This window comes from Arthrobacter sp. AOP36-F1-5, assembly GCF_058137995.1.
Genome location: NZ_CM176892.1, coordinates 3198684 through 3224505, shown reverse-complemented (window position 1 = coordinate 3224505; position 25822 = coordinate 3198684). Strand labels below are relative to the sequence as shown.

The following is a 25822-nucleotide window of genomic DNA, read 5'->3' as shown; positions in this document are numbered from 1 at the left end:
CTTCCCCATGGTGCCAGTCTAGGACCGGGGACCGTGGGCCCGGCTGCGGTGTAGCCTAAGGCCAATGGCGCCAGGGCGGCGCCCCGATAAGGGATGTGGACCATGGCAACTGAGAAGGAACCCGTTCTGGGCGTACTGGGCATATCGCGAAAAGTCGACGAGCATCGCGTCCCCATCCACCCCGCGCACCTGGAACGCATCGATCCGGCATTGCGGGCCCGCATGGTTCTGGAGGAGGGCTACGGGGAGAGGTTCGGATATTCCGACGCCGATCTGACCACCCTGGTTCGCGGGGTATCGAACCGTACCGCTGTCATCGATGCCGCCGATACGGTCCTGCTGGCCAAACCGCAGGCCCGGGACCTCGAGGACCTGCACGAAGGCCAGACGCTCTGGGGGTGGCCGCATTGCGTCCAGGACCGCGAAATGACCCAGCTGGCCATCGACAAGAAGCTGACGCTGATCGCCTTCGAAGCCATGAACCACTGGGCCGGTGACGGCGGGTTCTCCCTGCATGTCTTCCATAAGAACAACGAGCTCGCCGGCTACAGCTCGGTCATCCATTCGATGGCCCTGACCGGGGTCACCGGGGACTACGGGCGCCGGCTCACCGCCGTCGTCATCGGTTTCGGGGCCACCGCCCGGGGTGCGGTCACCGCGCTGAAGGCCCACGGGGTGAGCGACATCCGGGTGCTCACCAACCGCAAGGTCGCCTCGGTGGCGGCGCCGATCCACGCCGCACAGATGATCCAATTCGACCACGACGGCGGCCCCTACCTCTCCGAGGTCATCACCGATGACCGGGGGCGGGTCCCGCTGGCACCGTTCCTGGCCGAAAGCGACATCGTGGTGAACTGCACCTTGCAGGACCCCAACGACCCGTTGCTGTATCTGCGCACGGAGGACCTGGGGGCGTTCGAACCGGGCAGCCTGATCATCGACGTCTCCTGCGACGCGGGAATGGGCTTCGACTGGGCCCGTCCCACCACCTTCGCGGAGCCGATGTTCACCGTTGGAAAGAACATCGACTACTACGCGGTGGACCACAGCCCGTCCTATCTCTGGAACTCGGCCAGCTGGGAGATCAGCGAGGCACTTCTGCCGTTCCTGCCCCTGGTCATGGGCGGTCCGGACGCCTGGGGAAACAGCGAAACCGTCACCCGGGCCATCGAGATCCGGGACGGTGCGGTCGCCAACCCGGCGATCCTCGAATTCCAGCACCGGGCGCTGGGGTACCCGCACGAGCCGGCCTGATCCCACCGGTGCTTGCACCCCGGCGGGGACGGGCCTACGTTGAAGGAAGGAGTCCCCATACCGGGGAAAAGCAGCATCAGCCGGGAGGTCATCATGGCAACATCGGACGGTACGGTCATCATCGGTGGGGGACTCGCGGCATCGCATGCCGCCCAGACCCTGCGCGAGCAGGGGTACTCCGGGAGCATCACCCTGATCGCCGATGAGGCGACCCCGCCCTATGAGCGTCCCCCGCTGTCCAAGGAGTTCCTCCAGGGCAAGCAGGACGCCGAGGCAGGCGTCGAGCACGACGCCGAATGGTACGCCGCGCACGAGGTGAACCTGGTGCTCGGTGGGCACGCCTCCGAGATCGACCGTCAACGTCATGTGGTGCGGCTGGATTCGGGGGATGAGTTCCCCTATGGCCAGTTGCTGTTGGCCACCGGCGCCGATTCGCGTCACCTCGACCTGCCCGGGACCGATCTGCCCGGGGTGATGATGTTGCGCCGGCTGGGCGATGCGCAGATTCTCAAGGACGCCCTGGCCGCCGGAGGGCGCCTCGCCGTCGTCGGGGCCGGCTGGATCGGCCTCGAAGTCGCCGCCAGCGCCCGGCAGGCCGGGATGGAAGTGACCGTGGTCGCCCCGAACAACACGCCGCTGGAAAACGTCATGGGCGAAAAGATCGGCGCACACTTCGCGGAGGTGCACCGCAGCAACGGGGTCCAGCTGCGCCTGGGCACCCAGGTGAAGGGCATCATCGAACGGGACGGACGGGCCGCCGGCCTGGACACCTCGGACGGCGAGGTGCCGGCCGACGTCGTGCTCATTGCCATCGGCGCCGTCCCGGCCACCTCCCTGGCGGAGGCCGCCGGGCTCGAAACCGACAACGGGGTGCTGGTGGACGCGTCGTTGCGCACCAGCGATCCCGATATCCTCGCCGCCGGGGACCTCGCCAACGCGGTGAACACCAAATTGGGCCGGCTGCGGGTCGAGCACTGGGACAACGCCATCCGGCAAGGTGAACTCGCGGCCAAGACCATCCTGAAGCATGCGGACCGCTACGACTGGCTGCCCTACTTCTTCACCGACCAGTTCGATCTGGGCATGGAATACGTCGGGCATGCCGGGCCCGGTGCCCAGGCCGTCGTCCGGGGGAGCCTGGACTCGGGGGAGTTCATTGCCTTCTGGCTCGAGGAAGGCGTCGTTACGGCGGCCATGAACGTGAACATCTGGGATGTCAACGACACCCTGCGTTCCATAGTGGGCCGCACGGTGGCTGAGGAGCGGCTGGCCGACACCGGGGTGGAACTGGCCGACCTCTGAGCCCCGGGGCGGGGCTCCGCGTCGTCGATGGTGCGGGAATGGAACGGGGTCCATAGACTGTTGTGGTCGATACGCGCCACGGACGGCAAAGAGGCACCTGGCCGGTCACCCTCCACCGCAGAACCCCGAAGGTAGGAACCGCCGCATGACCCACCCGCCACATAACACCATGCTTACCGGGCGTCCCCTGTTCATTGCCATGGTCTCGCTGGCGTTGGGCGGATTCGGCATCGGCACCACCGAGTTCGCCATCATGGGCCTGCTCCAGGAGGGGGCAACGGACCTCGGTGTCGGCAACGCCGACATGGGGCTGATGATTTCCGCCTACGCCCTCGGCGTCGTGGTCGGGGCCCCGCTGCTGACCGCCCTGGGGGCCCGGGTGGCGCATAAGACGATGGTGTCCTGGCTGATGGTGTTCTTCACCCTCGCCAACTTCTCCTCGTTCCTGGCCCCGACCTACGATTCGATGCTGGTGACCCGCTTCCTCTCCGGGCTGCCCCACGGGGCCTACTTCGGACTCGCCGCCATCCTCGCCGGGAACCTGGTCCCCGCCACCATGCGTGGCCGGGCGATCGCCTGGGTCATGATGGGCCTGTCGGTGGCCAACGTCCTCGGGGTGCCCGCGGTGACCTGGCTGGGTCAGCAGCTGGGGTGGCGGTGGATGTTCGCCTCGGTGGCCCTGGTCGGTGTCCTGACGTTGATCTGCATCCGCCTCTGGGTCCCCTACAACCCGATCCATGAGGGGGCGAGCATCCGCCGGGAACTGTCCGCGTTGCGCAGCGGACGGGTCTGGTTGGCGATGGCCACCGGCATCGTCGGCTTCGGGGGCTTCTTCGCCGTCTACTCCTACATCTCACCGACCCTGACCGATGTCACCGGTCTGGAAAAAGGGGCCGTCCCGCTGGTCCTGAGCCTCTACGGGATCGGGATGGTCCTGGGGAACCTGCTGGGTGGGAGGCTGGCCGACTGGTCGGTCCATGGCAGCATCTACATCGCCACCTCGGCCATGGTCGTGTTCATGAGCGCCTTCGGGGTCCTCTCGCCCTACCCGGTGCCCGCCCTGATCCTGGTCTTCATCCTCGGCGGTACCGGCTCCATCCTGGTGCCGAGCCTGCAGGCCCTGCTCATGGATTCGGCGCCGAAGGCCCAATCGTTGGCGGCCTCGTTGAACCACTCGGCGCTGAATGTCGCCAACGCCCTCGGTGCGGCCCTGGGTGCCGTGGTGATCAAACTCGGCTTCGGCTACCAGGCCCCGGCCTTCCTGGGGGCGGGCCTGGCCCTGCTGGGTCTGTGCCTGGCACTGCTGACCGCCCGGGTCTTCAAGGTCCGGGCGGCCGCCGACGCGGCCGCGGCGCAAATCCCGGCCGCCGGGGCCAACTAGACCCCAGGGGGCATCAGTTCGCCCGCGCCCGTGACCAGGACTCGATCTCCTCCAGGCTGCGTCCCTTGGTCTCGGGAACGAGCTTGACGGCGAAGAGCCAGCCCAGCGCACAGATGAGGGCATAGAGCCAGAAGGTCCACGACTTGCCGAGCGCGTCGAACAGGGACAGGAAGGTCAGCGACACCACGAAGTTCATGCCCCAGTTGCACATCAGGGTGGCGCTCATGGCCGAGCCGCGGATCCGCTGCGGGTAGACCTCGGAGGGCAGCACGAAGACGACGATGCCGACGCTGGCGCCGAAGGCGGCGATGTAGACGGCCAGACACACCATGGCGATCCACCCGGCCGAGGGGTCCAGGCTGTCGCCGTGGAGCACGAAGCCGAGGACGAGGAGCGTGATGCTCATGACGGCGAATCCGGTCATCAGCAGGATGCGACGCCCGATCCTGTCCACCAGGGACATGCCGACGATGGTCATGACGACGTTCACGGCCCCGATGCCCACGGTGCCCAGGATGGCGGTGGAGGCTCCGAGCCCGGTGGAGTTGAAGATCGTCGGGGCGTAGTAGATGACGCTGTTGATGCCGCTGGCCTGGCCGAAGATGGACACGCCTATGCCGGCGATCAGCGCCGGCCGGACCCACGGAGTGGTGAGGTCGCGCAGTGTGGACTTGGGTTCGAGGTCCTCATGCAGGGACCGGTGGATCTCCTGGAACTCGGTATCGGCCGTCTGCGGGTCCCGGAGCCGGCCCAATACGGTGCGGGCCTCCTCGGTCCGCCCCTTCTCGAAGAGCCACCGGGGGGTCTCCGGCAGGAAGAGCATCCCCACGCCCAACACGATCGCCGGAATCACGCCCAGACCGAACATCCACCGCCATCCGCCGTCGTAGGCGAACAGTGCGTTGGTCAGGTAGGCAGCCAGGATGCCGATGGTGATGAGCAGCTGGTTGGCCGAAACCAGCCGACCGCGGATCGCCGGGGGTGCTGCTTCGGCGATGAAGAGCGGAACCAGCACCGACGCGGCCCCGACCGCCAGACCCAGGACCAGGCGGGCGACGACCAGTAGTTCCGCCGTGGGGGCGAAGGCCGCCAACAGTGCACCAATCGTGAAGACGGTTGCCGCGGCGATGATGGTGTTCTTCCGTCCATGACGGTCCGCGAGGGGCCCGCATCCCACGGCGCCGATGATCGCCCCGACGAGGATGGAACTGACGACCACGCCTTCGGTGAGCGGTGTCAGGGAGAAGTCGTCGTTGATGAACAGCAGGGCCCCGGAGATCACCCCGGTGTCGTAGCCGAAGAGGAAACCCCCGACCGCTGCGATGGCACTGACCGCGTAGACCAGTTTGGGCGATTTCGGGGCAGGGTTCGTGCGGTCCCGGGATTCTGTGCGCATGGCGGCTTTCTTGAGAGATGGTCGGGACGCGGGCCGTGGGGCTGCCACGGCAGGCGAAGCACCTGGACGAGGTGGCCTGGTCCACCGTTTTCAGCCTACTGGTCCTGGTCCCCTCCGGAACAGCCAGCACCCTCCGGGGCCGGAAGGCGGCCCGGGGCCTAGCCGTGGGCGGCCGTGATGTTGAACATCCAGTTGATGCCGAACCCATCGGTCAGTTGTCCGAAGGAATCGCCCCAGGGGGCTTCTTCCAGTGCCATGGTGATGGTGGCGTCGGCGGCGAGCCGGTCCCACCAGCCGCGCAGGGTGTCCCCGTCGCCGCCCTCGGACCCGTCCGAACTCAGCGAGATGGTCCCGTTCGGGGTGGGATCGCATCCCGGGCCCGGATCACTGGCCATCAGGTGGATGCCCCGTTCGAGGAACAACGAGGAGTGCATGACTTTTTGGCTCTGTTCCGGATCCTTTTCGCCCATGCCCTCGGCGAAGGTCAGCACGCTCAGCTCGCCGCCGAAAACTGATTTGTAGAATTCCATGGCTTCACGGGCATTGCCGCCGAAGCTCAAGTAGGGGGTCATTCCGATGCTCATGGTGGTGCCCTTCGTCCGGGGGAACGGACACGGTGGTGTCCTCCACCCATCCTGCTGCCGCAGCGCGGGCTTGTGAAGGGGAGGGGTGCTCCTGCCGGTGGCGCTCCCGCGTGGGAGGCCCCGATTGGCGCATCACGGGGCCGGTGCTGTAGATTATTGAATCGTCCCGGACGTCGGAAGCCGACGGTGGGGACGACCTGCGGGGGTATGGCGCAGTTGGTAGCGCGTCTGCATGGCATGCAGAAGGTCAGGGGTTCGAATCCCCTTACCTCCACCACAGGAAAAGGGCTTCCCGGTTCATTGGAATCGGGAAGCCCTTTTTGTCTTTCCCGGGTTAGTGGCCTTCACCCTCGCGCTCGGCGTAGGGCAGGATGCTGGAGCCGTCGCCCATCGCGGAACGGGTGATGACTCCCAGCGAGCCGTCCTGTTGCAGGACCACTGCCTGGACGTCCGCCAGGGACCCCTGCCCCGATTGCCGGGCAGCGGTGTGCACATCGGCTTCCGTCAACCGGTGGCGGCGCAACGCCCGGTGCTGCAGTTCCTCGTTGTAGTAGAGCAGCACCGGGGGTGAGTCCAGGACACGGCGCATGACGTTCCAGCGCGCCCGGAGACCTGCCAGGGCCCACTGCACCCCGACGAGCAGCACCAGTGCTGCCACCGCCTGGGCGAGACTGACATCGACCGCCGTGACGGTGCGGCCGAAGGTGGACCCCAGGGTGACGGCGATGACGAAGTCCAACGGCGTCATTTTCGCCATGGTGCGCGGCCCGGTCCCCCGGAGCAGGATCACCAGCACGAGATAGCCGACGATGCCGATGAGCAGGGTATGTATGACCGGCTCCCAGCCGGTCCAGAAGTAACTCAAGTCCATTCGGACATTCTGGCATGGGGGTGGGGGATACTGTCGATATGAGGATACTGATCGTAGGCGCCGGGGCCACCGGTGGTGCTTTTGGTGCACGACTGCTGGAAGCAGGCCGTGACGTCACCTATCTGGTCCGGGCCGCCCGGGCCGAAGAACTCCGCCGCGGGGGGCTGCGGTTCATGGCCCCGGACGGTGACCGGGTCCTGCCCGTCCAGGTCATCACGGCCGGTCAGTCCGCCGGGGAATTCGATCTGGTCCTGCTGGCCGTGAAGGCCACCGGCCTCGACGCCGCCCTGGACGACGCGGCCCCGTTCATCGGCACCGGGACCACCGTCGTCCCCTTCCTCAACGGGATGCGCCATATCGACCTGATCCGGTCCCTGCCGGCCGGAATCCCGCTGGGCGGGTTGGTGAAGATCATTGCCGCATTGGGCGAGGAGGGTTCCGTGCGGCAAATGACGGACCTGGCCACCATGACCATCGGCACCTTCGACGGCAGTGCCGTGCCTGCACGGATCTCCGACACGCTGCGGGTCCCCGGGCTGGAGCTCTTCGAAACGAACGACGTGCTGCAGGCGCTCTGGGACAAGTGGGTGTTCATTGCCGCCGCCGGGGTCGTCACCTGCCTGTTCCGCAACAGTGTCGGCAACATCCTCGCCGCCGGGGGGCGGGCCCATATCGATGCCGCGATCGCCGAAACCGAGGCCGTCGCCGCGGCGGCCGGGCATCGCACGCAGACGGCCAGCCACGACCAGGCCGTCGGTCTGCTCACCGATCCCGGTTCGGCGTTCGTTTCCTCGCTCTACCGTGATGTGGTCTCCGGACACGCCACGGAGGCCGAACACATCCTGGGGGACCTCCAGGTGCGGGCCCGCGCCGTGGAGGTGGACACTCCGCTGGTGGATCTGACGTTGGTGCAGCTCCGGGCCGGCGGGCGGGCCGCGGCCGCACCGGCACCCTGAGGAGGGGTCAGGCCGGGGCGTCGGGACGCGTGGTCCGCAGCACCAGTGACTGCCGGCGCTGATGCACCGTGAGGTAGCGCAGCCCGCCCGGCCCGGCCGCGAATGACCGCCGGGACCGGCGGGGCAACCAGACCAGCGACCCGGGGGAGAGCGGGACGTCCCCGCGTTCGGTGCCCAGGGTGCCCTCGCCGCCCAGGACGTGGATGAGTACATCGAGTTCGGGGCCGGCGTAGGCGTCGATGGAGCCTCCAGGCTCCAGGGAGATGATGTTCGAGTCGAGGTCGCGTTCGCGGGCCGGAATGTTCCACACCGCTCCCGAGACCCCGGGTTCGCCCGTTCGCCCGGCCACGGCCCGGGTGTCGAGTAGCAACCGAGGCAGCGGGGTGCTGGCCATTTTCGTGAGGCGGATACGCCACCGTCCGGGGCCGGAGGCCAGCTGCTCCCACTCGTGGCTGCCCGGGTGTTCGGACTCGAACTCGTGGCGCAGGTCGTGCGGGTCGCGGTCGTCGACCAGAAGAAGGGACGCCTCGACCGGCAGCTGCGCATACCGTTCCAGGACGTGCCGGTGGCGCTCGGGGGCATCCAGTTCCCGCAGGTCCAGTTCCTGCGTGGTTCCGGGAGGATCGGTGTTGGTCATCGGTGGTCTCCTTGATTTCGGGGGAACTGGTGACTCCACGGTAGGCCGTGGCCGTTCCTAGAGCTTCCTGGCCCAGTCCACCACCGGGGCCACCGTGGAAAAGACCACCGAGGTGTCCTGGTGGGATTGCTCCTGGAAGAAGGAGATGCTGGGGCGCTCGGCCGGACGGAACAGCTTCCGGTAGTGTTCCGCCGGCCGGTTTCCGCCGAGGACCACGACGGCGCTACGGCGTTCGGGGGCGAGCGCGCGGGCCAGGGCCAGGCCATGCAGGCGGCCGAAGAGTGGCGGCCCGACCAGGACCAGCCCGTCGTAGAAGACGACGTCGTTGGCCGCGGCGTCACGCACCTGGATCTGTTCGGCCAGGTTCCCCGCACCGCGCAGGGCATTCTCCAGTGCCTGGGCATAGGCGCGGCTGGGGCCGTGGCGGCCGTAGTAGACAATGGCGACGGTACGCATGGTGCCTCCTCGGGCGTCAGAACAACGGGGGCTGGTCCTCGGCCGACGGCAGGACGCCCTCGAGCCGGAGCAGGAAGAGTTTGCGGTCGACCCCTCCGCCATAGCCGGTCATCGACCCATCGGCGCCGATGACGCGATGACAGGGGACGATGATCGACAGCGGGTTACGTCCGTTGGCGGTACCGACGGCGCGGGACAAATGAGGGTCACCGAGTGCGGCGGCCAGATCCCCGTAGCTGCGCGTCGTCCCATGGTCGATGGTGCGCAGCAGGGCCCAGACCCGCTGCTGGAAGTCGGTGCCGGAGGGATCCAGGGTCACGTCGAAACGGGTTCGGGTGCCGGCGAAGTATTCGCCGAGTTCGTCGATGCCCTGCCCGATGATCGGGCAGGGCGCGGAATCGGAGACCTCGGTGCCTTCCGGCGGCCCCGCGGGCTGGTGGGCATGGTCTTCCATGTGGACGCCGGCCAACCCCTTCCCGGTGGCGGAGAGCCGGATCCGACCGATCGGTGAGTCCATGTACGCGTAGCGGAGCATGGCGGACTAACCGGTGATGGCCGCGAGTGCGCCATCGAGTTCGGGATAGGTGAAGGCGAACCCGGCCCGGGGCAGCCGGTTCGACGTCGCATGCCGTCCGGTCAGACCCAGGGCGGGGTCGGTGCGGAGGGCGGCCGCGCCGAGTTTGAGCATCGGTTCCGGGGTGGCCAGTGAGAAACGTTTCAACGGGCCCGGCGCCAGCACGGATCTCAGTGCCGCCATGAACCCGGCATTGCGGACCGGAGCCGGGGAAGCGGCGATCACGACCCCTTCATCCAGATCGATCCCGGGCTCCAGTCCGAGGCCGGCCCGCACGATGCGCAGCCAATCGGTCAGATGGATCCAGCTGACCCATTGGACGCCCGAGCCGACCGGGCCGCCCAGTCCGGTGCGGGCGAGCAGGGACAACCGGTCGAAGGCAGGACTCTCCTGTTCCAGGACGACGCCGGTGCGCAGGATGGTGGACCGGAGGGCCCGGGCGCCGTTCAGTGCCTCCTCCCAGGGCCGGGCGACACCGGTCATCTGCGGCAGGGCGGCCGTGGCCTCGGGCAAGGGGGAGTCCTCGGTGAGCCGTTCATCACCGGCATCGGAGTAGATGGCGGTCGTGCTGGCCTGGACCCAGTGGTCCAGCGGGACCTCGTGTTTCCGGCTGGCCTGGACGAGTGCGCGGGTGGCATCGACCCGCGAGTCGCGCAGTTCGGCGATGTTCTCTGCCGTGGGGCGGGCATCCACCAGCCGTCCGGCCAGGTTGACCAGGCTGACGCTGCCCTCGGCAGGGTCCAGTTCGGTGGTCCAGGCGCCCTGGCTGTGCCCATCCCAACGGACTTGGCGGAACGGAGAGACGGGGTCGGGACTCCGCGTGAGGATCACGGGGTCCAGGCCGTGGCAGAGGAGATCTGCGGCCAACCGGATGCCGAGGAAGCCGCTGCCGCCGGCAATGACGATCCGGTGGGACGGATCCGGGGTTCCGCCGGCCAATCGGTAGAGCCGGGCACAATTCTCCGCGAAGTGCGAGGCCAGCGGCTTGGCGTTCGACTCGGTGAACAGCCAGGACCCGTGGCCTTCGATGGCGACCCGTTGGGTCAGCAGGGTCCCGGCTGGATGCTCGGCGATCTCCCAATGCACCAGCAGGCCACCACCGGGCTGCGGCTGGCGCCAGGCAAAGGAGACCCCCGCCTGGTTGCGTGTGACCACCGCATCCGGTGCCGTCCGCGAATGCACCGCGCCCAGCAACGGGGGATTCGGGGTGAAGGCCAGCCGGCTGCCCGGAACCAGGGCGCCGTCGTGGGCGGGGACCAGGGACCTGACCGCGGGGTTCCAGTCGGGCAGGCGGGCGGGATCGGAGATGATGCGCCAGACATCGTCCGGCGCCAGGGCGAGCACATGCTCTTGCGTGCGGTTCCAGGCCATGGTTTCAGCTTAGCCGCGAACCACCGGACAAACAGGGGCCATGAAAAGGGGCGTTAACGCGTGAGGTGGCCACCCCGTGCGGGATGGCCACCTTCGTCGGTGTTGCCGCTATGGCCTAGGCCTTGCGGCGCCCTGTGATGAAGCCCCAGATGACCAGAACGATCAACGAACCGATGATGGCCCAGATCCAGGAAACGATGCTGAAGAATTGGCCTGTATTAGCGTTGAACAACTCGCCGCCGATCCAACCACCCAGCATGGCGCCGATGACGCCGAGGATGAGGGTGGCGATCCAGCCGCCTCCCTGCCTACCGGGCAGGATCGCCTTCGCGATGGCACCGGCAATCAGTCCAAGAAGTAGAAAAGCCAGGAAATGCAGCACGATATTCCTCCTTTACGTTCCCACGTGGCGTGGGCGGTTTGCCCCGGGGACATGCTGTCTCCGGGGTACGTATCGAAATATTAGCAGCAAGAATTGACAAAAATCGCTCTGGACCAGATTTGTCGTCACATCGCGTCCGTGAGGTCCGCCACGAGCCGTCCACCCCCTCGGGAAAGACGACGGCGGCATGCCACCGGCATCCCGGAATCCGGGACGCTGGTGGCATGCCGCCGTCGGCGGTCGCCTGCTTCTACTTGGTGGAGGCCTGGCGGGGCTTTGCTGCCACCTGGCCCTCCATGGCGGAGAACTCCTCGTCGATGAGTTCGTTGGGCTTCGCCGTCATCTTCGAGACGACGACGGCAACGACGACGTTGAGGATGAACGCCGGGATGATCTCGTACAGGTTCTCCGTCAACACGGGGGTCTTGCCCCAGATGAACACGGTGGCCGCGGCGACGATCATGCCGCTCAAGGCGCCGGTGCTCGTCAGCTTGCGCCAGTACAGGCTCAGCAGCACCAGCGGGCCGAAGGCCGCGCCGAAGCCGGCCCAGGCGAAGGCCACCAGATCCAGCACGCTGGCCTCGCGGTCCAGGGCGATGAGGAAGGCGATCACGGCGATCACCAGCACGCCGGCCCGGCCCAGTGCGACCTGCTTCTTGGGCGTCGATTCCCGGCCGACGATGTTGTAGAGGTCCTCCACCAAGGCGGAGGAGGAGACGATGAGCTGCGAGGAGATCGTGGACATGACCGCCGCCAGCACCGCCGCCAGCACCAGGCCGGCGAGGAAGGGGTGGAAGAAGATCTGGCTCAACAGCAGGAAGACCGTCTCCGGGTCGGTGATTTCCTTGGCCGGGTCGTCGGCGAAGTAGGCGATGCCGACCAGGGCGGTGGCCACGGCGCCGAGGGCCGAGATGGCCATCCAGCTGACGCCGATCCGGCGGCCGGCCTTGGCGTCGGCGGGGCTCCGCAGTGCCATGAACCGGACGATGATGTGCGGCTGGCCGAAGTAGCCCAGGCCCCAGGCCGCGGCGGAAATGATGCCCAGCAGCCAGAGCCCGGTCGGCTCCACACCGAATCCATCGAAGAGGTTCAGTGCGCCGGGCTGGGCCGCCTTGATGCCGTCGACCGTGGCACCGATGCCGCCGGTGGCGATCACGCCCACGATCGGCACGGTGATCAGGGCAACGAACATCAGCAGTCCCTGGGCGACATCGGTCAGGGTAGCGCCGATGAAGCCGCCGAAGAGCGTGTAGCCCAGGGTGATCACGGCCACGGTGACCATGCCGATGGTGTAGTTCCAGCCGAAGGAGCTCTCGAAGAACTTGCCTGCGGCGACCATGCCGGAGGAGACATAGAAGGTGAAGAAGACCAGGATGATCGCCGAGGCGGCGATGCGCAGCACGTGCGAATTATCCTTGAGCCGCTTCTCGAAGAAGCTGGGAATCGTGATCGCGTTCTGCGAGATCTCCGTGTAGGAGCGCAGGCGCGGGGCGACGAACTTCCAGTTCAACCAGGCGCCGACGGTCAGGCCGATGGCGATCCAGGCTTCGATCAGCCCGGAGGCGTAGATGGCACCGGGAAGGCCCAGCAGCAGCCAGCCGGACATGTCGGAGGCGCCGGCGGAGAGTGCGGCGACCCCGGGGCGGAGTCCGCGGCCCGCGAGCATGTAGTCGTCGAGGTCGGAGGTTTGGCGGTAGGCGTAGTAGCCGATCCCGAGCATTGCGGCGAGATATATGACGATGGCCACAAGCTGGAATGCTTGTTCAGACATGGTGTTCCTCGTTTGGCTGGAAGGTGGAATGTGCGTCCGAGGAGTCCCCGGAAAGGTACGTCCGGCCAGCTGTCAACCTTTGTCAACCACCGGGCGATGCGAGTGTGTGCTTCTCAGAGTAGGGCATTGTCAATGATCTGTGTGATTGGCGTCACGGGGGTGTTATCTTTCCGTGACCACATGGGGGGTGTTCCGGGCCAAGGAGTCCGCCTGGTCCTCCAGGGCTTTGCGGACCGCGGCGATGGCCGGGTTCTGGGTGCTGGATTCCCGGGCGGCGGTGAAGGTCGTCCGCCAGGGGCGTGAGGGGACTTCGAGGCGTCGCAGCCGCGGTTCACGGTGGGCCCAGACCAGATCAGGTAGCAGGGCCACCGCCTGCCCGGACTCCACGAGGGCGATATGTGCCTGCAGATCGGCCGATTCGTATCTGACATCCGGTTCGAAGCCCGCGGTCCGGCAAAGCTGCTCGGCCCAGTGCCGCGAGGCGGTGCCGCGCGGTTCCATGACCCAGGGCAGGGTGGCGGCCTGCTCCAGGGCATCGACCGCCGAGGGGCCGGTCGCCTCGGCCGCCACCCCCAACCGGATGGAGTCCAGTGCCAGCGGTTGCCGGTCCAGCCCGTGGTAGTGGGTGGCCGCATGGCCCGGATACTGTTCGGCGACCACCAGGTCGAAATCGCGGGCCCAGGTCTCATGCAGTGCCGTTTCCGGTTCGTGTTGGGTCATTTCCACGCGAATTCCCGGATGGTCGGTGCGCAAGGCCTCCAGTGCGGCTGGCATCAGGGCCAGTACGGCACTTTGGAACATGGCCAGCCGCACGGTCCCCGAGATCGCCGGCAGGGTGCTGGACAGGGCGGCTTCGGCGCGTTCCAGCGCCGCGAGCAACTCGGTGGTGTGTGCAACCAGGACCTGCGCCTGCGGGGTGAGGGCCAACATCCGACCGCTACGGCGCAGGAGTGCCACCCCGGCTTCCTTCTCGAGCAGGGACAACTGTTGTGAGACAGCCGACGGACTGTAATTCAGCGCCGCGGCGACCCCGGATACCGTGCCGCGGATGCTCAATTCCCGTAAAAGGCGCAGCCTCCTGACCTCCAGCATGGTGACCCCTTTCACGATTCATCGTCGATTCACTTCCGCTTAACATCATCCTTCACTATTCGTCGCTTTTCCTTAACTCATGGGCGTTGGATACTTACTTCGTGGGGGACTCTGCCCCATGTCGCGCAGGCCGGTTCCCCACCGGTCGTTTTCTGCTAGGAGCATCACTGACGTGACCACTACTTCTCCTTCCGTCGGGACGGACCCCATTTCCCCTCGGGACCTGGCCGACGACGCCATTGCCCTGGTCCGCCACTGGCTGACCGAAGGTTCCAAACAACCCGTCGATGCCTCGGCCCGCCAACTGGCCGGAGTGCTGAAGGATCCGCAGGGTCTGGACTTCACCGTCGGCTTCGTCGACGGGGTGATCCGCCCGGAGGACCTGCATGTCGCCGCCCGGAACCTGCGGGCACTGGCCCCGAAGGTCCCCTCCTTCCTGCCCTGGTACATGCGTTCCGCCGTCGCCCTCGGAGGGGCCATGGCCCCCGCCCTGCCCGGGGTCGTGATCCCCGTCGCCCGTCGCGTCCTGCGCCAGATGGTCGGCCACCTGATCGTCGATGCCACCGATGCCAAACTCGGTCCGGCCATCGAGAAGATCCAGCAGGAGGACGTGCGGCTGAACATCAACCTGCTCGGCGAGGCCATCCTCGGCGAGAAGGAGGCCGGTCGCCGGCTGGCGGGCATCTCCCGGCTCCTGCGCCGCCCCGACGTGGACTACGTGTCCGTGAAGGTCTCCTCCAGCGTCGCCCCGCACAACCACTGGGACTTCGACACGGCCGTCGGGAACATCGTGGAGCAGCTGACCCCGCTCTACCGGCAGGCCCGCGATTCCTCCCCGCGCAAGTTCATCAACCTGGACATGGAGGAATACAAGGACCTCGACCTGACCATGGCCGTCTTCAAACGGCTCATGGCCCTGCCCGAGTTCAAGGACGTCGAAGCCGGCATCGTGCTGCAGGCGTACCTGCCGGACGCCCTGCCGGCGATGATCGAACTCCAGGAGTTCGCTGCCGAACGCGTCGGCTCCGGCGGCGCACCGGTGAAGGTCCGCCTGGTCAAGGGCGCCAACCTGCCCATGGAGATCATGGAAGCCGACATCCACGGCTGGCCGGCCGCGACCTGGCATTCCAAACAGGCCACGGATACCTCCTATAAGGCAGTGATCGACTACGCACTGCGTCCCGAGCGCACCGCCAACGTGCACCTGGGCATCGCCGGGCACAACCTCTTCGACGTCGCCCTGGCCCACCTGCTGGCGAAGGCCCGCGGGATCTCCGAAGGCATCGACTTCGAGATGCTGTTGGGCATGGCCACCGGCCAGGCAGCGGCCGTGAAGGCCGACGTCGGCTCCCTGCTGCTCTACACCCCGGTGGTCCACCCCGGGGAATTCGACGTGGCGATCTCCTACCTCATCCGCCGGCTCGAAGAAGGGGCCAGCCAGGAGAACTTCATGTCGGCCGTCTTCGAACTGCACGAGAACGAAGCCCTCTTCGAACGCGAGACGGACCGGTTCCGGGCCTCCCTGGAGGACCTGAGCGATGTCGTCCCCACCCCGAACCGCATCCAGGACCGCGGCAGCTACGACACCGAAGCAGCCGCCGCGGAGGTCGCCGAATACGCCTCGGGGGAACGGAAGTTCTCCAACACCCCCGACACCGACCCCGATCTGGCCGGGAACCGGGCCTGGGCCAACGACATCCTGGCCAGGGTCCCGCAGAGCACACTGGGGCGCGAGACCATCGAATCCCATCTGCTGAACACCACCGACGAGGTCGACGCCGTCATCGCGGCCACCCACGCGGCAGCGGAATCCTGGGGCGGGCTCAGCGGTGCCGAGCGTGCCGCGGTCCTGCACCACGCCGGCGAACGGCTCGCCGCCCATCGCGGTGAACTACTTGAGGTCATGGCCTCCGAATGCGGCAAGACCCTGGACCAGGGCGACCCGGAAGTCTCCGAAGCCATCGACTTCGCCCACTTCTATGCCGAATCCGCCCGCGCGTTGGACACCGTCGACGGGGCCACGTTCGTCCCCTCACGGCTGACCGTGGTGACCCCTCCGTGGAACTTCCCGGTGGCCATCCCCGCCGGTTCCACCCTCTCGGCACTGGCCGCCGGCTCCGGCGTCGTCATCAAACCGGCCAAGCAGGCGGCGCGCTCCGGGGCCATCATGGTCCAGGCCATCTGGGAGGCGTTGGACGCGGCCGGGATCGGTCGCGAACTGCTCTCCTTCGTCCAGCTCTCCGAACGCGATCTGGGCACCCGGCTGGTCTCGCATCCCAGCGTCGACCGGCTGATCCTCACCGGTGGGTATGAAACCGCCGAACTGTTCCGTTCCTTCCGCGAGGACCTGCCGTTGCTGGCGGAGACCTCGGGCAAGAACGCGCTCATCGTGACGGCCTCGGCCGACCTGGATCTGGCGGCCCGCGACGTCGCGGCCTCCGCCTTCGGCCACGCCGGACAGAAGTGCTCGGCTGCCTCGTTGGTGATCATGGTCGGCGCGGTCGCCAAGTCGCCGCGCTTCCACAGCCAGCTCATCGACGCCGTCCGTTCACTACAGGTCGGCTACCCGGACGACGCCGGAACCCAGATGGGCCCGGTCATCGAACCGGCGCAGGGCAAGCTGCTGCGCGGGCTGACCACCCTGGGGGCCGGTGAACGCTGGGTGCTGGAACCGCGCCAACTCGACGACACCGGCCAACTGTGGAGCCCGGGGGTGCGCACCGGGGTGCAGCGTGGCTCCGAATACCACCTGACCGAGTACTTCGGCCCGATCCTGGGGGTCATGACCGCCGAGACCCTCGAAGAAGCCGTCGAAATGGTCAACGACATCGAGTACGGACTCACCACCGGGCTCCACTCGCTGGACCCCGATGAGCTGGAGTACTGGCTGGACAACGTCAAGGCCGGCAACCTCTACGTCAACCGCGGCATCACCGGGGCGATCGTGCGCCGGCAGCCGTTCGGGGGCTGGAAGAAGTCGGCCGTCGGCGCCGGGACCAAGGCCGGTGGGCCGAACTACCTGGTCGGCATGGGCTCCTGGGCCGACGCCCCGGTCAGCGCCGAGGCCGAAGCCGCGGCCGAATCCCATGCGGCCGTCTCCCACGCCACCGTGCGCACCGCGACGGGGACCGACACCTCGGCCACCTCGAACGCGGAGGTCGCCGGAGGCAGCGACATCCTCGGGGTCGTCGCAGCCGAGGCCGGTCCCGCGACGGGCAACGCCATCGCCGCCGAGGACTTCCTCTGGCTGCAGACCGCCCGGGCGACCGACTACCACCAGGTGGTCAAGGAGTTCGGGGCCGTCAAGGACGTCTCCATGCTGCAGGCCGAACGCAACCTCTTCCGCTATCGTCCGGTCCCGGTGACCGTGCGCTACGAGGAGGGCACCTCCGGCCACGGGATGGCCGAACTGTTGCGGGTGGTGGCTGCCGGGCTCCGCGCCCATAAGGCCACCTCCAGCGCCGGGGCCAGCGGACGGATCGGCACCACCGAACGCCCGGGGGCGGGGATCAGTGTCAGCGTCACCACCGAACTGCCGGCCCGCGTGCTGGCGGCACTGCGTTCCGAGGGCGTCGAGGTGGCGGTCGAGGACGACCGGATGTGGAAGGGACACGTCGAGCGTCTGGCACGCCGGACCGGCCCCGATTCCGGAACCCGGATCCGCTACATCGGCGCCTCGTCGCGGGCCACCTACGCCGCGGCACAGGGCAAACCCGACGTCGCGATCTACGACCACCCGGTCGTGGCCGCGGGGCGGGTCGAGATGCTCCCGTTCCTGCGTGAACAGGCGATCTCGATCACGGCCCACCGTTTCGGTACGCCCGACCACCTCAGCGACGCGATCATCTAGATCCGCAGCGTGTCCAACGACGCCGGCCCGGGGTTCCGACCCCGGGCCGGCGTCGTTCGTCTGTGTGGCATCATCGGTGGAGTCAACTACCCTCCCATCACGAAAGCCGCCCGCCCATGAGCGAAGAAACCCCGGGCTCCTCCGCGGCCCTGGTCCAGGTCATTGTCCTGCTCGTGGACCGCGAAAGCCCGGCCCCCGAGCCCGATGGCCTCGCCGCCGTGGCGCTGGCCTCGGTGATGGCCCGGGCCAGGGACCCTTCCAATCCCGCCTGGGAGCGGTGGTTGTCAGGTCCCGTCGGCAAATCGGTGCGCCGGGCCGATGCCAAAAACTACGCGAAGACCGCCGCCGCCCACCCCGAAGCCGTCGAAGCGACCCACGGCCGGGGCAGGGCCATGGCCCTGCCTCCGCTGCCGATGGATGCGTTGCCCAGGACGCTGGCCCGGCTCCAGGTCTCCGGGACCCGGCTGCCTGCGGGCCCGGAGGACCCGGTGACCGGCCGAGGATCGTGCTGAACCGGGATCTGGGGATGAGCACCGGGAAGGCGGCAGCCCAGGCGGCCCACGCACTCTTCGCCTGGGTGATGGAACTGGGGCCGGAACCCAGCGTCGAATGGTTCCGGGCCGGCCCACAGGTCTGCGTCGGGTGGCAAGGGGAAGTCGAACTGCTGGCCGGTGCGGCCGCCGTGGGCGCCGGGCCACTGATCCACGACGCCGGGCACACCGAAATCGCCCCCGGGTCCGTCACCGCACTGGTGGTCGCCCCGGTCCCAGCGGGGACTCCCCGCCGGCGCCGCTGGTGGCAGCTCACCGGTCGGAAACGATGAAGAAGGCCCGGGCCCCGTGGGGGCCCGGGCCTTGCCCGTCAGGGGGAGGGGATCAGGCGGCGGCGGCGCGGTCCGGTTCCCACTGGAAGTTGCGCCGGAGCAGCCGGCTCCACTTATTCGCCGGGAGTTCGGGGTGGAGCATGGCGATCCCCACGCAGTACTTGCTCATGCTCACCGGACGGATGCCCAGTTCGGACAGTGCGGTGGAGGCGGCCCCCTGCCCGGAGGCCGTCTTGGTTTCGATCACGAACAGCTCGGGGCCGTGCAAGGTGCGGGCCTGGTCGGAGTAGACCAGATCGACATCGCAGGTCAGGCGTTCGCCGTCGACGGGATCGACGAAGGTCGCCCGCCGGTAGTCGCTTTCCATCACCGGCTGCAGTGCGGCGGGGGACATGGAATATTCGGCGGCGATCACCCCGTCCAGGAAGGAGCGGGCGTCGGAGGTCATCCGGCCGGCGTCGTCCATCTGGTGGGGGATCCGGTGTTTGACGGTCGCCCCGCGCAGGCCCTTGGTCTTGATTTCGAACATGCACAGCCCGGTGTCGGCATAGGTGCGGGTGCGGACCTTGTAGCGGCGGCGGCGACCCTGCCGGTGGGCGCGATACTGCTCGAATTCCGGGGTGTCGAAGTAGACCGATTCGTAGCGGAAGGTGCGTCTGCCATCGATGGTGAGCACCCGGAACCGGTCGTCCAGCTTCGCGGCCAGGGCCGTGAACTGCCCGGGGGTCAGCAGGTACTTATGGTCCACCCGGGTCTGCAGGGCGGCCCCTTCGTTGACCTCCTGCAGCCCGATTGGTTCCCGGGCGGCGACGGCGTCCTCCAACGCCTGGCGGGCCTTCACTTGGAGCCTTGGCCCTGGGTGGCGTACTCCCTTTCGGCCGCGGCGGGCGCGGAAGCACCGGTGGTTTCCTGCCGGGGGACCGGCTCGGCCACGGTGTCCCGGGCCCGACGGCTGGTCTTGGCCGGCAATTCGCGGAAGCGCACATCCACGACGGTGGTGTCACGCACCATGTCCAGTTCCAGGACCACCGTGCGCAGGATGCGGGCCCCGAGCAGCTGCTCCAGGGTGGCATCCATCTCCGCCCGGCGCGGGTAGGCCGTGTCCATGGTCACGACCTGGCGGGTCGTGGTGGCGGCGAAGCGCGGGTGGTCTGCGGCGAACATGACCACCAGCAGTGCGGCGGTGATCGTCGGGGCGAGCCAGGCGGGATCCGGATGCAGGCCATTGACCAGCCCGATGGCCAGGGAAACGAAGTAGTAGGCCACTTCCTCCTGGGTCAGGGTATTTGAACGCAGTCGGATGATCGACAGGATGCCGAACAGCCCCAGGCCCAGGCCCATTCCTGCGTCACTGGTGGTCAGCAGCAGGGTGACCGCGAAGATCCCCATGCTCAGGGCGACATAGGCCAGCGCAAGATCCCGGCGGTGGTGCCTGCGGAAGTAGACGACGTACACCAGGACGGCGGTGCCCAGGATATTGGCCAGCAAGGCCATCCAAAACGTAAACATGATTCCCTCTCGTTGCTCTGGTGGACAACTCTAGGGACCGAAGATGAGACGAAGATGAGACCGCAAGGAGAGAAGAATGAGACCACTTGATGGGTGGTTCGCGCTGCTGGGTCGCCGGAGGGCGGCGAGGTTACCGGGCGTCCTCATGCAGGCCGATGGACTCGGCGATCCGTTTGATCGCCGCGAGTGTTTTCGGGATGCCGTCGAGAGCCTGCTGGGTACGGTCGGTGATCTGGGCGTCCGCTCCGTCACCGAATTTCTCCTCGAACATCGAGATCCCGTCCGGCAGAAAATCCCAGGATTCGCGCAGGATCGTTCCGGGATCGGCGGGGGTCATGGTGAAGCCCCATCGGACGAAGCTGCCACCGACGATCCAGGCGAACTCGCGCCCGTACTCGGCAGCCACGACCTGCGAACGGGTCTCCCAGGTCCGGTGCGGGAGTTCATTCCGGCCGGTGAACCAGGCGCCGGGCAGCCCGGCGCCGGCCTCGTCGTCCCACCAGCAGGAGGTGCATACCGGGCTCCATTCCCCGGTTCGGCGGATGTCGGAGACCAGATCGTAGAGCGTCCCGGTTGTGGCTGCGACCGTGATGGACTGCTCATGGTGGCGGAGGGCGGTCCGGGTCATGGGTTGTTCCTTCCTGACGGGTCGGCCTTTCTGCCGCCCTGCCAGTCCTCCTGCTGGCCGACCGTGGTGGTGTTGCCGCGGAGGGCAGCCAATTGTGGCTGCTCACGCAGGCTGCGCTTGAGTTCGGCGAAGCCCGGGAACCGGGCCAGCCCGACCACGTGGTCCCACAGCTTGGCGGCCGAATCCTCGTCCGGCAGCCGGCTGATCACCGGCCCGAAGAACGCCACACCGGCGGGTGGTTCGAAGTGGATGATGGGCGTGCCCACGTCCTTTCCGGTCAGCGCCAGCGCCTCGTCGGTCTCCTGGCGGATCCCGCGGTCCCAGGACTCGTCGTCGAGGGCCTGCGCCAACGCCCGGGGCAGGCCGGCCTCGTCGAGGATCGGCTCCACGAACCCACGCGTGCCTCGACGCTCACGCACCCCACCCTCGCCTCGCTGGTCGGCCGGGTCGGGGGCAGCGTCGAAGATGTGTGCCCCGAGGGCCGCATATAATCCGGCCACCGAGGCGCGGCCATGCTCCGCACGCGCTCGAGCGGCCACCCGCAGGAGGCGGAGGCCTGCCGTGTGCCCGGCCTCGTACTCCGGCGGAAAATGCGCGTCATAGTCGACCTCGGCGTTGATCAGGCGCAACGAGATGAAACGCCAGTCCACGGTGTAGTCGCGCTGTGCCTGCACCTGCCGCACCCATTTGCTCGTCATCCAGGCGAAGGGGCAGACCGGGTCGAAGTAGAAGTTGATGGTGGCGCTCATCCCCCCACCTTGGCACCGGGTGGCAACCCGCGTCCATGCCGGGCCAGGCCCTGGGACCAAAAATGCACATTCGGTGCTGGGACGAGCCGCCGGCGGTTCCACCGCCGACCCGCAGGCCGTGGCGACGCACGGTCGCCCTGGCTCCCCTCCGGGAGCCTATTCGGCGTCGTGGTCCGTTTCGAGGATGCCGACGAGCTGGTCCAGGGCGGCGTCGGCCCCCGGCCCTTCGGCCCGCAGGACTACCGTGGTCCCGTGTTCGGCGCCCAGGCCCATCAGGGACAGGATGCTTGAGGCGTCCATCGCCTCATCGGCGGGCTCGCCCGGCAGGGCGATGGTGACCTCCAGATCGAGTTCCCCGGCGGCTTCGGCGAAGATGGCGGCCGGACGGGCATGGAGCCCCACGCGGCTGGCGATGGTTGCGGTACGTTCTGCCATGGTTTTCTCCTGTGGTGGTGGTTCGGATGGTGGGTGGTCAGAGTCCAAGCTCGTCCAGAACCGGCAAGGCCGCGCGCACTGCGGCGCGGGCTTGGGCGGGGCCTTCGGCCTCCACCGCCAGGGCGGCCAGCGAGACGGCTTGTGCGTGGGTGACGGTCCGCAGGACGGCGGCCACCGGGGCCAACGCCCGGGCGGTCATCGACAGGGAAGCAACCCCCAGGCCCACCAGGACGACGGCGAGGGCAGGATCGGCGGCGGCCTCCCCGCAGACGCCCACCGGCCGGAGCGGGGCGGAGGAATCCCCCGCGGCTTCGGCCCCGGCGACGGTGAGCCGGATGAGTTCCAGGACCGCCGGCTGCCAGGGATCGTTCAAGGCGGCCAGGGGAGCGAGCTGGCGGTCGGCGGCCAGGGTGTACTGGGTGAGGTCGTTGGTCCCGATCGAGGCGAAGGCGACCGGACGCAGCACCGAGGCGGCACGTACCGCCGCGGAGGGAACCTCGACCATGACCCCGGGGTCCGGCAGCCCGGCCACGGCGCAGAGGGCAGCGAAGTCGGTGGCCTCCTGGGCTGTGGAGATCATCGGGGCCATGACCTTCACCTGCGCCTGATGGGCCGCGGCCGCGGCGGCGATCGCCGCCAACTGCCGGGCCAATACCCCCGGGGTGCCGGCACTGGTGCGGAACCCCCGCACGCCCAGCGCCGGATTCGGCTCGGTGGCATCGGTGAGGAAGGGCAGTGGCTTATCGGCTCCGGCGTCCAGGGTCCTGACCACGACCTTCCGCCCGGGGAATTCGACGAAGACGGCCCCGTAGGCGGCGACCTGCTCGTCGTGCCCGGGTTCGGCATCACGTCCCAGGAAGCAGAATTCGGTGCGTAGCAACCCCACGCCCTCGGCCCCGGCGGCCGCCGCGGCGACGGCATCGGACCCGCCGCCGACATTGGCGAGCAGGGGCACCGGATGCCCATCCGCCGTCGTGCCGTGACCGTTGAAGACCTCCAAAGGGCCCCGGGCCGCGAAGGCCAGGGCCGCGGCCTGCTCCTCCGTCCCGGGGCAGGTGCAGACGGTCCCGGCGGCACCATCGACATAGATGTCGGTGCCCTCGACGATGGACTCCGCGCCGACCGCGGCGACGATCGCGGGCAGGCCCAGGGCCCGGGCGAGGATGGCGGTATGGGACTGGGGCCCGCCCTCGCTGGTGACCAGGGCGGTGACTTGTGCCGGATCCAGGGTGGCCGTGTCGGCGGGAGCCAGATCCCGGGCGAGCAGGATGAACGGGCTCCCGGAGTCGGGGATCCCCGGGGCGGGGACGCCACGCAGCTCGGCAATGAGGCGCGAACGGACGTCGAGCACGTCGGCGGCCCGTTCTGCCATGTAGCCGCCCAACGACGTCAGCATCGCCGCCACCGTTTCCGCCGCCTCCCAGATCGCCGGTTCGAGCCCGCGTCCGGCGGCCAGTGCCTTTCCTGCGGTTTTGTGGAGCATCGAGTCGGTGGCCATCAATGCGGTCGCCGAGAGGACCTCGGCGCCGGCACCATGGGCCTGCCCGGCCCGGGCGCGCAGCCCCGCGGCGACGGCCCGACCGGCCTCCGTCAACCGGGCCGTGGCCTCCTCGACGTATCCGGGGGAGGCCAGTTCCTGGGCTCCGGGGTCCTGCGGGGCGTCGATGGGATCGGCCATGCGGCGGACCTGACCGATGATGCGGCCGGGGCTGACGCCGATTCCGTGGATGGTGCTCATCTGTCTGTCCTTACTGTGTCGAGGGGGGGGTCAGGGTGTCCGGGGTCATCCCTGGACGGTGACCGGAAGGGCCTGGTCCTCGGAGGCGGGCTGCTTCTTCACTGCGTAGCGCTTCAGGGCCAGGACGGCGAGGGCGGAGATAACCATGCCCACGATGATCGAGACGATGAACATGGCCACGTTGCCGATGGCGAAGAAGACGAACATGCCTCCGTGCGGGGCCTGGCTGGTGACGTGGAATCCCATGATCATGGCTCCGGTGACCCCGGCGCCGAGCATGCTGGCGGGGATGACGCGCAGCGGGTCCGCCGCGGCGAAGGGGATGGCGCCTTCGGAGATGAACGCCGCACCAAGCAGCCAGGCTGCCTTCCCGTTTTCCTGTTCCGCGGCGGAGAAGCGCTTCTTGTCCAGGGCGGTGGCCAGGGCCAGGGCCAGCGGGGGCACCATGCCGGCGGCCATGACCGCCGCCATGATCTCCCAGGGGGCCTGATTGGCCATCGACCCGGCCCCGAGACCGGCGACCGCGAAGGAATAGGCCACCTTGTTGATCGGGCCACCGAGGTCCACGGCCATCATGAGCCCCAGGATGAGGCCGACCAGGGCCGCGGCCGAGCCGGAGAGCGCCGAAAGCCAGCTGTTCAGGCCGTTGCTCAGGGCCGCGATCGGGCCGCCGAGGAAGAGGAACATGGCCCCGGAGGCGAGGATCGAACCGATCAGCGGGATGATCACCACCGGCATCAACCCGCGCAGCAGCTTGGGGACGCGCCAGTTGCCGATCCAGCGGGCCAGGACACCGGCGAGCAGCCCGCCGATGATGCCGCCCAGGAAGCCGGCCCCCATGAACCCGGCGACGGCGCCGGCGGTGAAGCCGGGAGCCAGGCCGGGGCGGTCGGCCAGCGCATAGGCGATGTATCCGGCGAGGACTGGGACCAGGAACCCCATGGAGAGGTTCCCGATCTTGAAGGCGACGGCGGCAAGGTAGATGTGCAGCCCGCCATCGGGCAGGTTGAACAAGTTGTTCTCCACCGATACCTGGTCGGCGACATCGGAGATCTCGTAGCCGCCGAGCAGGAAGCCCAACGCGATGAGCAGCCCCCCGCCGGCGACGAAGGGGATCATGTAGCTGACCCCGGTCAACAGCGAGCGCTTCAGTGCGGCACCGACCCGTTCCCGGCCTTCCGGGGCGGAATCGGTATCCGCGGTTCCCGCGCCGGTGGGCACGCGGCGGGCCTGCGGGTTGTCCGCGGCGGCCAGGGCATCGGCGACGAGCTTGGCCGGCTCGTCCACGCCCCGCTTCACGGGGACCTGGATGACGGGCAGCCCGGCGAAACGCTCCTTGTTCTTCACGTCGACGTCGACCGCGAAGATCACCGCATCCGCGGCCGCGATGACTGCCGGGTCCAAGGGGGTCGACCCGGAGGAGCCCTGGGTTTCTACCTGGAGGTCGACCCCGGCGTCGGCCGCCGCGGCGACGAGCGAATCCGCGGCCATGTAGGTGTGGGCGATCCCCGTGGGGCAGGCAGTCACCGCGACCAAGGTGCGGCGGGTGGAAGGCCCGGTCGCCGGTTCCGGGGCGGCGGTGGCTTCCACGGGAGCCTGCGCGGCGGGGGCGGGGGAGATGGCAGCGTCCACCAATGACACGATCTCGGCGGCGGCGCCCGCGGAGCGCAGTGCTGCGGTGAAATCCTTCTTGACCAGCGAACGGGCCAGTTTGGAGAGCAGCTTCAGGTGTTCCTGGTCGGCACCCTCGGGGGCGGCAATGAAGAACACCAGGTCGGCGGGCCCGTCCTTGGCCCCGAAGTCGACGGCCGGTGCCAGACGGGCCATCACCAGGGTGGCCCGGGTGACCGCCGTCGAGCGGCAGTGCGGAATGCCGATCCCTCCGGGGACACCGGTGGCCGTCTTGGATTCGCGGGCGATGCCATCGCCGGCCAGGGCCTCCGCACTGGTGGCACGACCTGCCTCGGTGACGACCGCGGCGAGTGCGCGGATGACCTCGGCGCTGGTGGTGCCGAGGTCCCGGTCCAGCAGGACCAGATCGGCGGTGATGAGCTCGGACATGG

General features: G+C 68.3%; 24 protein-coding genes and 1 tRNA gene. 8 read left to right on the top strand and 17 right to left on the bottom strand.

Translation table 11 applies throughout. The annotated features are described in order from the left end of the window. Positions 1 to 102: 102 nt before the first annotated feature. The 3 genes from AC3ZI9_RS14760 (at position 103) to AC3ZI9_RS14750 (ending at position 3937) form a co-directional block, all read left to right on the top strand. Positions 103 to 1254 (top strand): N(5)-(carboxyethyl)ornithine synthase, encoded by a 1152-nt coding sequence (locus tag AC3ZI9_RS14760; protein ID WP_444561150.1) that lies wholly within the window; start codon positions 103 to 105, stop codon positions 1252 to 1254. A gap of 93 nt (positions 1255 to 1347) precedes the next feature. Continuing rightward, positions 1348 to 2556, top strand: a complete 1209-nt coding sequence (locus tag AC3ZI9_RS14755) for an NAD(P)/FAD-dependent oxidoreductase (protein WP_444561151.1) — start codon at positions 1348 to 1350, stop codon at positions 2554 to 2556. A gap of 145 nt (positions 2557 to 2701) precedes the next feature. Further along, entirely contained in the window at positions 2702 to 3937 is a 1236-nt protein-coding gene (locus AC3ZI9_RS14750) for an MFS transporter (RefSeq protein WP_444561152.1), read from the top strand. Between the two features lie 13 nt (positions 3938 to 3950). On the opposite strand, the gene AC3ZI9_RS14745 is transcribed toward AC3ZI9_RS14750, so the two are convergent. Both AC3ZI9_RS14745 and AC3ZI9_RS14740 read right to left on the bottom strand, forming a co-directional pair. Continuing rightward, the gene (locus tag AC3ZI9_RS14745; protein WP_444561153.1) at positions 3951 to 5333 is read right to left on the bottom strand and encodes a sugar porter family MFS transporter; all 1383 of its coding nucleotides are present in this window, start codon (positions 5331 to 5333) and stop codon (positions 3951 to 3953) included. Between the two features lie 158 nt (positions 5334 to 5491). Further along, positions 5492 to 5917 (bottom strand): VOC family protein, encoded by a 426-nt coding sequence (locus AC3ZI9_RS14740; RefSeq protein WP_444553831.1) that lies wholly within the window; start codon positions 5915 to 5917, stop codon positions 5492 to 5494. Positions 5918 to 6118: 201 nt separating this feature from the next. Here AC3ZI9_RS14740 and AC3ZI9_RS14735 point away from each other — a divergent pair. After that, positions 6119 to 6194, top strand: a tRNA-Ala gene (locus AC3ZI9_RS14735). Positions 6195 to 6251: 57 nt separating this feature from the next. Here the strand turns inward: AC3ZI9_RS14735 and AC3ZI9_RS14730 are convergent. Further along, positions 6252 to 6788 carry a DUF421 domain-containing protein gene (locus AC3ZI9_RS14730; protein ID WP_444553830.1) on the bottom strand — a complete coding sequence of 179 codons (537 nt, stop codon included), beginning with the start codon at positions 6786 to 6788 and terminating at the stop codon, positions 6252 to 6254. A gap of 38 nt (positions 6789 to 6826) precedes the next feature. On the opposite strand from AC3ZI9_RS14730, the gene AC3ZI9_RS14725 reads away from it, so the two are divergent. Then, positions 6827 to 7744: a 2-dehydropantoate 2-reductase gene (locus tag AC3ZI9_RS14725; protein WP_444553829.1), complete on the top strand. Its 918-nt coding sequence runs from the start codon at positions 6827 to 6829 to the stop codon at positions 7742 to 7744. A gap of 7 nt (positions 7745 to 7751) precedes the next feature. On the opposite strand, the gene AC3ZI9_RS14720 is transcribed toward AC3ZI9_RS14725, so the two are convergent. From AC3ZI9_RS14720 to AC3ZI9_RS14690, 7 genes are all read right to left on the bottom strand, one after another. Continuing rightward, positions 7752 to 8381, bottom strand: coding sequence for a DUF2249 domain-containing protein (locus tag AC3ZI9_RS14720; protein ID WP_444553828.1), 630 nt, complete (start codon positions 8379 to 8381; stop codon positions 7752 to 7754). A gap of 57 nt (positions 8382 to 8438) precedes the next feature. Beyond that, complete coding sequence (locus AC3ZI9_RS14715) at positions 8439 to 8837, bottom strand: hypothetical protein (protein WP_444553827.1); 399 nt, start codon at positions 8835 to 8837, stop codon at positions 8439 to 8441. Positions 8838 to 8853: 16 nt separating this feature from the next. Beyond that, the gene (locus AC3ZI9_RS14710) at positions 8854 to 9372 is read right to left on the bottom strand and encodes a methylated-DNA--[protein]-cysteine S-methyltransferase (protein WP_444553826.1); all 519 of its coding nucleotides are present in this window, start codon (positions 9370 to 9372) and stop codon (positions 8854 to 8856) included. Positions 9373 to 9378: 6 nt separating this feature from the next. Next, a complete protein-coding gene (locus AC3ZI9_RS14705) occupies positions 9379 to 10782 on the bottom strand; it encodes a DUF1731 domain-containing protein (protein WP_444553825.1) in 1404 nt (467 codons plus the stop codon). Positions 10783 to 10897: 115 nt separating this feature from the next. Then, entirely contained in the window at positions 10898 to 11161 is a 264-nt protein-coding gene (locus tag AC3ZI9_RS14700; protein ID WP_444553919.1) for a GlsB/YeaQ/YmgE family stress response membrane protein, read from the bottom strand. A gap of 253 nt (positions 11162 to 11414) precedes the next feature. Further along, on the bottom strand, positions 11415 to 12935 hold the full coding sequence (gene putP / locus AC3ZI9_RS14695; protein WP_444553824.1) for a sodium/proline symporter PutP: 1521 nt from the start codon (positions 12933 to 12935) through the stop codon (positions 11415 to 11417). 162 nt (positions 12936 to 13097) lie between these two features. Beyond that, complete coding sequence (locus tag AC3ZI9_RS14690; RefSeq protein ID WP_444553823.1) at positions 13098 to 14027, bottom strand: LysR family transcriptional regulator; 930 nt, start codon at positions 14025 to 14027, stop codon at positions 13098 to 13100. Between the two features lie 118 nt (positions 14028 to 14145). On the opposite strand from AC3ZI9_RS14690, the gene AC3ZI9_RS14685 reads away from it, so the two are divergent. The 3 genes from AC3ZI9_RS14685 (at position 14146) to AC3ZI9_RS14675 (ending at position 18700) form a co-directional block, all read left to right on the top strand. After that, entirely contained in the window at positions 14146 to 17877 is a 3732-nt protein-coding gene (locus AC3ZI9_RS14685; RefSeq protein ID WP_444553822.1) for a proline dehydrogenase family protein, read from the top strand. Between the two features lie 116 nt (positions 17878 to 17993). Next, on the top strand, positions 17994 to 18389 hold the full coding sequence (locus AC3ZI9_RS14680) for a hypothetical protein (RefSeq protein ID WP_444553821.1): 396 nt from the start codon (positions 17994 to 17996) through the stop codon (positions 18387 to 18389). A gap of 14 nt (positions 18390 to 18403) precedes the next feature. Beyond that, a complete protein-coding gene (locus AC3ZI9_RS14675; RefSeq protein WP_444553820.1) occupies positions 18404 to 18700 on the top strand; it encodes a peptidyl-tRNA hydrolase in 297 nt (98 codons plus the stop codon). 52 nt (positions 18701 to 18752) lie between these two features. Here the strand turns inward: AC3ZI9_RS14675 and AC3ZI9_RS14670 are convergent, their stop codons facing one another. The 7 genes from AC3ZI9_RS14670 to AC3ZI9_RS14640 all read right to left on the bottom strand — a co-directional run bounded on the left by AC3ZI9_RS14670 (position 18753) and on the right by AC3ZI9_RS14640 (position 25820). Next, entirely contained in the window at positions 18753 to 19541 is a 789-nt protein-coding gene (locus AC3ZI9_RS14670) for a polyphosphate polymerase domain-containing protein (RefSeq protein ID WP_444553819.1), read from the bottom strand. Continuing rightward, positions 19538 to 20209 carry a DUF4956 domain-containing protein gene (locus tag AC3ZI9_RS14665; RefSeq protein WP_444553818.1) on the bottom strand — a complete coding sequence of 224 codons (672 nt, stop codon included), beginning with the start codon at positions 20207 to 20209 and terminating at the stop codon, positions 19538 to 19540. The genes AC3ZI9_RS14670 and AC3ZI9_RS14665 overlap by 4 nt, the downstream gene beginning before the upstream one ends. Positions 20210 to 20339: 130 nt before the next feature. Beyond that, positions 20340 to 20837 carry an SRPBCC family protein gene (locus AC3ZI9_RS14660; RefSeq protein WP_444553817.1) on the bottom strand — a complete coding sequence of 166 codons (498 nt, stop codon included), beginning with the start codon at positions 20835 to 20837 and terminating at the stop codon, positions 20340 to 20342. Continuing rightward, positions 20834 to 21586: a mycothiol-dependent nitroreductase Rv2466c family protein gene (locus AC3ZI9_RS14655; protein ID WP_444553816.1), complete on the bottom strand. Its 753-nt coding sequence runs from the start codon at positions 21584 to 21586 to the stop codon at positions 20834 to 20836. Before AC3ZI9_RS14655 ends, AC3ZI9_RS14660 begins: the two co-directional genes overlap by 4 nt. A 156-nt stretch (positions 21587 to 21742) precedes the next feature. Further along, positions 21743 to 22021: an HPr family phosphocarrier protein gene (locus AC3ZI9_RS14650; RefSeq protein WP_444553815.1), complete on the bottom strand. Its 279-nt coding sequence runs from the start codon at positions 22019 to 22021 to the stop codon at positions 21743 to 21745. A 37-nt stretch (positions 22022 to 22058) separates the two neighbouring features. Next, positions 22059 to 23759 carry a putative PEP-binding protein gene (locus AC3ZI9_RS14645; protein ID WP_444553814.1) on the bottom strand — a complete coding sequence of 567 codons (1701 nt, stop codon included), beginning with the start codon at positions 23757 to 23759 and terminating at the stop codon, positions 22059 to 22061. Positions 23760 to 23804: 45 nt separating this feature from the next. Then, positions 23805 to 25820 carry a PTS fructose transporter subunit IIABC gene (locus tag AC3ZI9_RS14640; protein WP_444553813.1) on the bottom strand — a complete coding sequence of 672 codons (2016 nt, stop codon included), beginning with the start codon at positions 25818 to 25820 and terminating at the stop codon, positions 23805 to 23807. Between the last annotated feature and the right edge of the window lie 2 nt (positions 25821 to 25822).